The sequence below is a fragment of the Paenisporosarcina sp. P4_E4_2 genome, from assembly GCF_056401595.1.
This window is the reverse complement of the sequence record NZ_JBFUJC010000185.1, coordinates 1-10,539: the sequence shown is the minus strand read 5'-3', so window position 1 is coordinate 10,539 and position 10,539 is coordinate 1. Positions and strand designations below refer to the sequence as shown.

The window sequence follows — 10,539 nt, the reverse complement described above, 5'->3', positions numbered from 1 at the left end:
ATTGAGGAATGCCAAAAATTTATCTAAAATGTACATACGTTAACATTGCAAAAGGTTTTTGTTTTTTCTCTAGATGACCTTTTTTTATTCCTAGAAAAAGTATCAATTTAATCTCACGGGACAAATAGGGGATACTTAGTGAAATAAAACACTATTATGGATCGGAATCGGTAGCAACTTTTAATAAAGATCCAATTAAGGAATTTAAAGAAAAATTAACATCAATTAGAACACTTTTTCCAGAGGATTATATGAAGGAAATAGATGAGTTGATCGTCATTTTTAGTAATGAAAAAAATGATAAGATCAAGATTGCGGGTCATTAAGTCCAGGAGGCCATGGAATGAAAATTAATCCTATGGGATGTTTTATCAATAATTTACGTTATTCTATAAGATCTGCAATAGAAACCGATGCGAAAAATTTATCTGAAGTTAGATTGCAAATAGATGGAGAAACGGAAAATTTAGATAGGGAAAAAGGCGAGGCATACATAGACGCAACAGGCTTTAAACAATTAATTAAAGATGATACGGAAAGCATTAGCAACCTATTTTTATTGGCAGAAGTTAATGGTAGAATTGTTGGTTTTTCAAGATGTGAAGGGAACAAATTGAAAAGAAGTTCTCATAAAGTGGAATTTGGTGTCTGTGTATTACAAGAGTTTTGGGGCTATGGTATCGGAAAGAACCTTTTACAACAATCCATTCAATGGGCAGATTCCAATGATATTAAGAAAATAACCTTGAAGGTTCTCGAAACCAATAATCAGGCAATGGAACTATATAAAAAATATGGGTTTGAAGTGGAAGGGATGTTAAGAAAAGATAAACTTCTTTCTGATGGGAATTTCTATAATACCATATTGATGGGGAGATTTAATGGTTGACTCTTCTATTCGTTTAACTTTTTGTATGCAATAATTCCGTGCGATTACTATTCATGAATATTTTAAACCATTTCGAATAGTATGTTACGTGGTAGATAAATTGACTTGAAAGGTTGGGATGTTTTGAGTAAATTTGAAAATGAAAATCTGTTAATAACGAGAAATAATCTGCTAAATGAAATGAATTTATTAAGTGATGAAGAATTCAATTATACTCCTGGAATAAAGAGCTGGAGTATTGCGCAAATATGCAACCACTTAGCTTTGACAGAAGAAATTTTTGCTAAGGCAATTGCTTATGGACTCAAAAAATCCAACATCAGTGCAGAACCCAAAAAAATCGATTTTTTATTAGACAGGTCAAATAAGTTGGAAGCACCAGAAATCGTTATGCCTCAAATTGAATCTGCCGAGACTCATCAAATTATTGACCAATTAAACAATTCAAGAAATTTATTAAACAACATCTTAAATACTGTCGAAGATACATCGATCTTGGCTGACAAATCAGTAAAACATCCATACTTTGGTGATTTACCTCTTTATCAATGGATCGAATTAATTTATTTACATGAACAGCGGCACATTGAGCAAATAAAAGAAATTAAATCACTGTACCAAACCACCCGATAGTCTTAATCAATTGAACTGGTGTTTTACTTCAAGATGGAGTAAAGCATTTTTCTTTTTGGGACATTAAAAGATCATTTAAAAGTGATACAAAATATAAAGTTAACAGGATGGTTAATCAATGACAATTGAAATTAGGACAGTGCAATCTTCTGATTATGAAGATTTACTCGAACTGATGGCGGAATTAGGTTATCCTACATCACTTGAAGAACTTACGAAACGATTTGAGTTATTATTAAGTCATACTGAATATGAAACATTAGTGGTTGTGAAAAATAATCAATTAATTGGTTTTGCAGGGTTATGCAAGGCTCTATCTTTCGAATTTACTGGAGTATTTGCACGAATACAGGCATTCGTTATAAGTTCAAAACAGAGGAAACAAGGGGTCGGCTCAATGCTATTGAAAGCTTGCGAAGAATGGGCTATTGTGCAAGGAGCAGGTTCCATAACTTTAAACAGTGGAAATAGAGAAGAGCGAATACCAGCACATGCTTTTTATATAAGAAATGGATATATTGGTAAAAGTACGGGTTTTACAAAAAAATTAATATGAGGTTCAGAAGTTTCTCTATTCAATTACCGGTTTTACTTCATGTGACCTCGTACAAAATGAGGTGATGCGCATTGAAAATAGAGAAATATTACGTGGAAACATCTAAAGGAAAGCTGCAATATAATATTAGCGGAAAAGGTAAACCCAATGTCGTTTTGATTAACGGTGGGTCGGGTCCCATTGAAGGTTGGATGAAAATACTCCCGGAAATTTCGCAATTCTCATCAGTATTTTCTTATAATCGATTTGGTGTTACTGGTAGCGATAAGCCAATCGAAAATCAAGATGGAATGACAATTGTTAATACTCTCCATGAAACACTAAAAATCTTGGGATTTGAACCTCCTTACTTATTTGTTGGACATTCTCTAGGGGGCTTATATGCAAATTTATATGCGCGACTCTATCCTAACGAAGTAGCTGGAATTGTCTTTTTGGAATCCAGCCATCCAAAAGATATCAAACTTGAAGAATTTGAAGGTAAGGCAGTAAAAACAATAAATAAGATGCTCAAAATGTTGGATTCCTTATCTTCACACAAACAATTCGATGAAGTAAATTTTGTAAAACGAACTGTGAGTCAAATTCATCAAATAGATGCTTTTCCCGAAATACCTGTATTTGTTGTTACAGGTGGGAAGAAAAACCGAATGATGCCAGAGGAAGTACGAATAAAACGACAAGATAATCAATTGGAATTACTGACATTGTCAAAGAATAGTAAACACATTGTTGCTGAAAAAAGTGGACATTTCCCGCAATTATCAGAGCCAAGAGTCGTCATTGATACGATCAAAAATTGTGCAAACGAAATAAATGAACTAGCCCATAACAAGTAGTCTCATATTGATAAAAATAGGGAGGGAGTTGTGATAAAATTCACATCTCCCTCCCTTAATTTATTCTATAGAGCAATTGAGCATAAATGTTTCAATCCTGTTTAAATTAAAATTCTAAGTGTTTTTCAATATATGYTTTAACTTCTACGATAGGCATACGTACTTGTTCCATTGAATCACGGTGACGTACAGTTACTTGACCGTCTTCAACTGAATCAAAGTCATACGTGATACAGAAAGGTGTTCCAATTTCGTCTTGTCGACGGTAACGTTTACCGATTGATTGAGACTCATCATAATCGACCATAAATGATTTGCTTAAATTAGCAAACACTTCACCAGCGCCTTCAGCTAATTTTTTCGATAATGGTAAGATAGCTGCTTTTACCGGAGCTAATGCAGGGTGGAAACGTAACACGGTACGTTTATCATCACCTTCAAGAGTTTCTTCAGCATATGCATCACATAAGAATGCCAGTGTGACACGGTCTGCACCTAATGATGGTTCGATACAGTATGGTACATAACGTTCATTCGTTATCGGATCTATATAGTTGAAATCTTCACCAGAGTGCTCCATATGGCGTTTTAAGTCGAAGTCTGTGCGGTCTGCAATACCCCAAAGCTCGCCCCAGCCGAATGGGAATTTATATTCCACATCTGTTGTAGCCGATGCATAATGTGATAGTTCTTCTTTATCGTGATCACGTAAACGCATGTTTTCTTCGTTCAAACCTAAGTTCAGTAACCAGTTTTTACAATAGTCGCGCCAGAAAGTAAACCATTCCAAATCTTCACCTGGCTTACAGAAGAATTCAAGTTCCATTTGCTCAAATTCCCGCGTACGGAATGTGAAGTTACCTGGCGTGATTTCATTACGGAAACTCTTACCGATCTGAGCAATCCCGAATGGCATTTTTTTTCGCATTGAACGTTGCACATTTTTAAAGTTTACAAAAATCCCTTGTGCTGTTTCTGGACGTAAGTAAATATCGTTAGAAGAAGTTTCCGTCACACCTTGAGAAGTTTTGAACATTAAATTGAACTGACGGATGTTCGTGAATTCTTGAGCTCCACAATCTGGACAAATAATGGCGTGTTCGCTGATTAATTCTTCCATTTTTTCGAATGGAAGTCCGTCAACAATCATTTCGATTCCTTTTGCTTCAAGAGCATCTTCAATCAGTTTGTCTGCACGATGGCGTGCTTTACATTTTTTGCAGTCAATCATAGGGTCATTGAAATTTCCGATATGACCTGATGCTGACCAAACTTTAGGATTCATCAAGATAGCTGCATCAAGACCAACATTATAAGGAGATTCTTGAACAAATTTGCGCCACCAAGCTTTTTTGATATTATTCTTAAGTTCAATTCCAAGTGGACCGTAATCCCAAGTGTTGGCTAAGCCTCCATAAATATCCGAGCCAGGGAAGACAAAACCTCTGTGTTTCGCTAAACTAACTACATTTTCCGTCCGGGGACGAGTGCATAATACCCGCGGTTCCACCCCAGTTAATTGCTAAAAGCAATCCACTTTCATTAACATGACTCCAGGACGCCTTTTCTTGTTCGTTGCAGACTTGCACCGCCTCTGCTCGCTAAAGGATGAACAATACTTATTTTCCTATCTTCGTCTATATAATTGACTATATTGTAGCATATAAAAATCTAAAGTGCCACTTAAACAGGGTACTAGATAAGCCCACTTAATTAGTATATAATATTGAACATTGAGTATAACACTTTTTGAGGCGGTGAGTCCGATCGAACTCAACAAACGTCAAGAGGACATTTTGCTAATTGTAAAAGAAAATGGTCCGATTACAGGAGAACAAATTGCAGAGCGTCTGCATTTAACAAGATCTACACTTCGACCGGATTTAGCTATATTAACCATGTCGGGGTTTCTGGATGCACGACCTCGTGTAGGATATTTTTATTCAGGCAAAAAAACTGGTCAAGCTGTTTCTGACAGCATGATGAATATGAAGGTTCGGGACTTTCAGTCAATCCCGATTGTAGTAGCAGAAGATATGACCGTATATGATGCCATCTGTCAAATGTTTTTGGAAGATGTCGGCACGCTATTTGTTGTAGATAAAAATTCATATTTAACAGGCGTATTATCAAGAAAAGATTTACTCCGCACGAGTTTAGGTCAACAGGACTTAAATAAAATTCCCGTACATATCATAATGACTCGGATGCCAAATATAACATTTTGTTATAAACACGACTCACTTATCCATGCCGCGAAGAAGTTGATTGACAAACAAATAGATGCTTTGCCAATCGTAAAACAACATCCTGATGGTTACGAAGTGATTGGTCGTTTGACCAAAACAAACATTACACGTGCTTTTCTGTCATTAGCGGAAAATCACGATTTGTGAGGTGACGGAAACCATGAAAAAACTGCAAATATTTATTGTTTCGGATTCAGTGGGCGAAACAGGAGAGTTAGTTGCGAAAGCAGCGGTAAGTCAGTTTAGACCTGGTTTACAGGATACGTCCTTAAAACGATTCCCTCATATCGCGACACTCGATCATGTAAAAGAAATTGTAAATCTTGCAAAACTGCAGCAAGCGATTATTTTATATACGCTTGTCCGAAAAAAGATGCGCTCAACTTTGCAAATGGAATGTGCAAAACATAGTGTAAGATCCATCGATTTAATGGGTCCGCTCATGGATACACTTGAACTTGAATTGAATGAAATTCCTTTTGAAGAACCAGGGTTAGTGCGGAAATTGGATGACGATTATTTCAAAAAAATTGAAGCAATTGAGTTTGCTGTAAAATACGATGATGGACGGGATCCACGTGGTTTACTATTGGCTGACATCGTCCTCGTCGGCGTTTCCCGCACTTCCAAGACCCCTTTATCTCAGTATTTAGCACACAAACGATATAAAGTCGCAAATGTTCCATTAGTGCCTGAAGTAGAGCCTCCGGAAGAGTTATTTAAAGTTGACCCGGAAAAATGTTTCGGACTTGTCATTTCTCCAGAGAAGTTAAATTCAATCCGGAAAGAACGATTGATTGCTTTAGGACTTAATGATGATGCAAGCTATGCAAAATTGGAACGCATTAAACAAGAAATCGTCCATTTTGAAAAAGTAGTTTCCCGAATTGGATGTCATGTGATTGATGTGACGAATCGTGCAGTCGAAGAAACAGCAAATGTCATCTTAAACAAAATCCAGTAAGGTGAAAACCATCCCTATGAGGGAAGGTTTTTTCTTTTGAAATAATAATTATTTTGTGGATTTTTCAAGAAAAACGTTTTATAATAAAAAATTGTGGTAAAAATATTTAATAAGGGTTGTCATTTCGTAAGTTTTGTCAAGATTTCAATAATTTAGATTTTTGAAAATCACTATAGAAAAAAACAGTATTACTTCTACAAAGGGGGTAATATGTATTTTTTTTATTATTTTTGTCGAAACTTGCAGGATTTTCATCGATTATCTCGAATTCAATATTTAGCCTATAAAGATGGTGATGACAACGTGCAACGAATTCCGGAAGAAACAATTGAACAGATTCGCACGAGTAATGATGTTGTTGATGTTATTAGCGAATACGTTCAATTAACAAAACGTGGACGCAACTGGTTTGGTCTTTGTCCTTTTCATGGAGAACAAACACCTTCATTCTCAGTTTCACAAGATAAACAAATCTTTCATTGTTTTGGATGTGGTGCCGGAGGAAATGCCATTACCTTCGTAATGGATATCGACAATCTTTCTTTTCAGGAAGCAGTTAGCAAATTAGGATCACGTATAGGTATCGACCTGGACATTGAACCTCAGAATGGCGAAGCTAAAACGGTCTCCAAAGAAGAAACAAGAATGAAAGAAGCGCACACGTTTGCTATGAATTACTACCATCACTTGCTTCTAAATACGGAAGAAGGAGAAAAAGCCCTTCATTATTTAGAAGAAAGAGGATTTTCAAGAGAGCTTATTGAACAGTATAGAATTGGGTGGTCACTACCTAATTGGGATGCCTTAACCACGTTGCTTGAACGTAAAGGATTCAATCCGGCCGAAATGGCACAAAGTGGTCTGCTCATTCAAAAAGAAAATAAAAATGAATACTTCGATCGATTTAGAGAACGAATCATGTTTCCGGTTCGTGATGAAGCGGGACATGTCATAGCATTTTCTGGACGTGTATTAAATACGGAGTCGCAGGATGCAAAGTACATGAACAGTCCTGAGTCTCCGATATTTCAAAAAAGCAAAGTTTTGTATAATTTGGATGTTGCGCGCCCTATAATCCGTAAAAAGCATAAAGTGATTGTCATGGAAGGTTTTATGGATGTTATAGCAGCGGCAAAAGCGGGCATCATGAATACTGTTGCTACGATGGGTACTTCGCTTACAAAGGAACATGTTAATAAACTGAAACGTCTAACTGATTCTGTGACACTTTGTTACGATGGGGACGCTGCAGGGCTAGAAGCTGCAAAACGTGCTGCACAGCTATTAATGCAGGATAAAGTGAAAACGGAAATAGCCATCCTGCCAGATCAAATGGACCCGGATGACTTTGTTCAAAAAAATGGAGCAGAGGCATTCGAAAAACAAATAATTGAACGACCCCATGCTTATTTGGCTTTTATGATGATGGTTGCAAGACGCAATAAAAACTTTCAATTTGAAAATGACACGTTACAATACGTGCAAGAAGTTCTCGAACACTTTGTCGGAAATTCTTCACCAGTTGAACGCGATTTATATATTCGGCAATTAGCCAATGAAACCAATATTTCGGAAGATGCGATTTATCAGCAATTTCGAAAGATTGAAGGGAAAAATATTAAGCAGAACTCGAGACAACAGGCTCCTCCTGTTGCCCAAAACGCTCCGGTAAGTCGTAAGCGTATACAGGCAATTGATCGGGCTGAAAAATTGTTGCTCGCTCATATGTTACATCAAGTTGATATTGTCGATCGTTTACACCAAGATCATGGCCTACACGTATTCATCCACGATCCTTATGAAGCGATATTTGTTCGTCTCATAGGTTTCTACGACACATATCCTCAAGCTGATACACATCGTTTTCTAGAAATTCTAGAAGACACAGAACTACGAAAGCTGGTCATGGAAGCAACGTTAACAGAACGAGACCCGGAACATGCAAGTGAAGAAGTCTCCGACTGCTTACGACAAATAAATAAACATCGAATCGAGCTTCAAATTCAAACGAAAATGCACGAGTCCAAAGAAGCAGAAAAACTTCAGGATATGACACGTGCTTTAGAGCTAGCAAAACAAATGATCGATTTGAAAAAATCGTTATCAACGATGTAAATTGATTGGTTTTTAAAGGAGGAAGACTTATGGCGGACAAGTCTGAGCGTTCAAAAGAGGTAGAAACTGAGGTCACATTAGAAGAAGCAAAAAAATCTCTACTCGAACTGGGTAAAAAATCGGGGGAGCTGACTTTTGCTGACATAGCTGAAAAATTATCCGTATTTGAGTTGGAATCAGATCAAATCGAAGAATTTATTGAACAGCTAGAAGCACAAGGTGTGGAGCTTGGTCGTAAAGACGGCGATGAAGAAGACTTAGAAAAATTAATGAAAAAAGGGCAAGAAGAGGAAACATTCGATTTAAACGATTTAAGTGTACCACCTGGTGTTAAAATCAATGACCCAGTGCGAATGTACTTAAAAGAAATCGGTCGTGTTGACTTACTTTCTGCAGATGAAGAAATTGCCTTGGCTAAACGTATTGAAGCAGGCGATGAAGAAGCGAAAAAACGTTTAGCAGAAGCGAACTTACGACTGGTTGTAAGTATTGCCAAGCGTTACGTTGGCCGTGGCATGCTGTTCCTGGATTTAATTCAGGAAGGTAATATGGGTCTAATCAAAGCGGTGGAAAAATTTGATTTCCGTAAAGGATTCAAATTCAGTACGTACGCAACTTGGTGGATTCGACAAGCGATTACACGTGCTATTGCTGACCAAGCTCGTACGATTCGTATCCCTGTCCATATGGTTGAGACCATCAACAAATTAATCCGCGTTCAGCGACAGTTGCTTCAAGACCTAGGTCGCGAGCCTTCTCCAGAAGAAATAGGGGAAGAAATGGAATTGCCAGCTGAAAAAGTGCGTGAAATTTTAAAGATTGCTCAAGAGCCAGTTTCACTTGAAACACCTATCGGGGAAGAGGATGATTCGCACTTAGGAGACTTCATTGAAGACTCGGATGCACAATCTCCATCTGACCATGCAGCTTATGAGTTGTTAAAAGAGCAGTTAGAGGATGTTTTAGATACTTTAACTGACCGAGAAGAAAATGTATTGCGTTTGCGTTTTGGTCTTGATGATGGACGTACACGCACTTTAGAAGAGGTAGGGAAAGTATTTGGTGTAACGCGTGAACGTATTCGTCAAATCGAAGCAAAAGCTTTACGCAAATTGCGCCACCCTTCAAGAAGTAAACGACTGAAAGACTTTTTAGAATAGAATGTTCAAAGATGCTCACACCGGTGAGCATCTTTTTTTGTTCTCTTTTTTAATAGAAGAATAATAGTTGTGAATGTTAGAATATTTCATATATAATGAAAAATGAAAGCGTTTTAAAATTAAAAGGGGTTGAATGTAGTGAATTTTGATTTATCGCAAGAACATCAGATGATTCGCAAGACAATGAAAGAGTTTGCGGATAAAGTTGTAGCACCAGGTGCGATAGAACGTGATCGGACGAAAGCTTTTCCAAAAGAAATTTTTAAACAGTTAGCCGACATGGGGATGATGGGCTTACCGTTTTCAGAAGAATATGGTGGGGCTGGTGCAGATACAATCAGTTTTGCTATTGTTACTGAAGAACTTAGCAGAGCATGTGCATCTACTGGTATTACGTATTCAGCGCATATTTCTTTAGGTGGGGCTCCGCTTAATTTGTTTGGAACAGAAGAACAAAAACATAAATATTTAACGCCGATCTGCACAGGTGAATCTTTTGGAGCTTTCGGGTTGACTGAACCAAATGCAGGCTCAGATGCAGGCGGGACACAAACGCGTGCGGTTGAAGATGGTGACGATTTCGTCATTAATGGCAGCAAAGTATACATTACGAACGCAAGCTATGCGAAACATTTGGCAATCACAGCGATTACCGGAGAAGTAGATGGTAAGAAGGAAATCAGTGCGATTATTGTGCCAACTGATGCCGAAGGATTCACAGTGATTGATAACTACGAAAAAATGGGCTTAAATGCTTCTAATACAACAGAACTAGTTTTAGAGAATGTGAGAGTACCAAAAGAAAATCTATTAGGCAAACGCGGCGAAGGATTCCGTCAGTTTTTAGTAACACTCGATGGCGGTCGTATCGGTATTGGCGCAATGGCGGTAGGGATTGCTCAGGCAGCATTCGACCGTGCGCTTCGTTATTCTAAAGAACGCAAACAATTCGGCAAACCATTGTCCGATTTCCAAATCACTCAATTCAAATTGGCGGATATGGCCATGAAAATCGAATTGGCTCGTACGATGGTCTATAAAGCTGCGTGGCTTAAAGATCAAGGTCGTCCATTTTCAAAAGAAGCATCAATGTGTAAATTATATGCTTCTGAAATCGCCATGCAGATTGCTGAC

Annotated in this window: 10 protein-coding genes; 9 read left to right on the top strand and 1 reads right to left on the bottom strand. The window is 37.6% G+C overall.

The window, feature by feature from the left end:
* Positions 1-343 precede the first annotated feature (343 nt).
* The 4 genes from AC1DSB_RS12795 (at position 344) to AC1DSB_RS12780 (ending at position 2,917) form a co-directional block, all read left to right on the top strand.
* Complete coding sequence (locus AC1DSB_RS12795; protein WP_477586836.1) at positions 344-889, top strand: N-acetyltransferase family protein; 546 nt, start codon at positions 344-346, stop codon at positions 887-889.
* 123 nt (positions 890-1,012) lie between these two features.
* Complete coding sequence (locus AC1DSB_RS12790; RefSeq protein ID WP_477532865.1) at positions 1,013-1,522, top strand: DinB family protein; 510 nt, start codon at positions 1,013-1,015, stop codon at positions 1,520-1,522.
* Between the two features lie 118 nt (positions 1,523-1,640).
* The gene (locus AC1DSB_RS12785; RefSeq protein WP_016426901.1) at positions 1,641-2,078 is read left to right on the top strand and encodes a GNAT family N-acetyltransferase; all 438 of its coding nucleotides are present in this window, start codon (positions 1,641-1,643) and stop codon (positions 2,076-2,078) included.
* A 71-nt stretch (positions 2,079-2,149) separates the two neighbouring features.
* Positions 2,150-2,917 (top strand): alpha/beta fold hydrolase, encoded by a 768-nt coding sequence (locus AC1DSB_RS12780; RefSeq protein WP_477532866.1) that lies wholly within the window; start codon positions 2,150-2,152, stop codon positions 2,915-2,917.
* 106 nt (positions 2,918-3,023) lie between these two features.
* Here AC1DSB_RS12780 and AC1DSB_RS12775 read toward each other — a convergent pair whose 3' ends face one another.
* Positions 3,024-4,427 (bottom strand): glycine--tRNA ligase, encoded by a 1,404-nt coding sequence (locus AC1DSB_RS12775; RefSeq protein ID WP_477586835.1) that lies wholly within the window; start codon positions 4,425-4,427, stop codon positions 3,024-3,026.
* A 247-nt stretch (positions 4,428-4,674) separates the two neighbouring features.
* Between AC1DSB_RS12775 and ccpN the strand changes: the two genes are divergently transcribed.
* The 5 genes from ccpN to AC1DSB_RS12750 all read left to right on the top strand — a co-directional run.
* Complete coding sequence (gene ccpN, locus AC1DSB_RS12770; RefSeq protein ID WP_147640277.1) at positions 4,675-5,313, top strand: transcriptional regulator CcpN; 639 nt, start codon at positions 4,675-4,677, stop codon at positions 5,311-5,313.
* A gap of 13 nt (positions 5,314-5,326) precedes the next feature.
* Positions 5,327-6,130 carry a pyruvate, water dikinase regulatory protein gene (locus AC1DSB_RS12765; RefSeq protein WP_016426905.1) on the top strand — a complete coding sequence of 268 codons (804 nt, stop codon included), beginning with the start codon at positions 5,327-5,329 and terminating at the stop codon, positions 6,128-6,130.
* Between the two features lie 303 nt (positions 6,131-6,433).
* Positions 6,434-8,245: a DNA primase gene (gene dnaG / locus AC1DSB_RS12760; protein ID WP_477531988.1), complete on the top strand. Its 1,812-nt coding sequence runs from the start codon at positions 6,434-6,436 to the stop codon at positions 8,243-8,245.
* Positions 8,246-8,274: 29 nt separating this feature from the next.
* On the top strand, positions 8,275-9,405 hold the full coding sequence (gene rpoD, locus AC1DSB_RS12755) for an RNA polymerase sigma factor RpoD (protein WP_016426907.1): 1,131 nt from the start codon (positions 8,275-8,277) through the stop codon (positions 9,403-9,405).
* 138 nt (positions 9,406-9,543) lie between these two features.
* The coding region (locus tag AC1DSB_RS12750) for an acyl-CoA dehydrogenase family protein (RefSeq protein ID WP_477586834.1) at positions 9,544-10,539 on the top strand (996 nt) is incomplete at its 3' end.

Bases quoted from the DNA above. Each gene is read 5' to 3' on its own strand.
- AC1DSB_RS12795 (WP_477586836.1), top strand. From the start codon at position 344: ATGAAAATTAATCCTATGGGATGTTTTATCAATAATTTACGTTATTCT.
- AC1DSB_RS12785 (WP_016426901.1), top strand. From the start codon at position 1,641: ATGACAATTGAAATTAGGACAGTGCAATCTTCTGATTATGAAGATTTA.
- AC1DSB_RS12765 (WP_016426905.1), top strand. From the start codon at position 5,327: ATGAAAAAACTGCAAATATTTATTGTTTCGGATTCAGTGGGCGAAACA.
- rpoD (WP_016426907.1), top strand. From the start codon at position 8,275: ATGGCGGACAAGTCTGAGCGTTCAAAAGAGGTAGAAACTGAGGTCACA.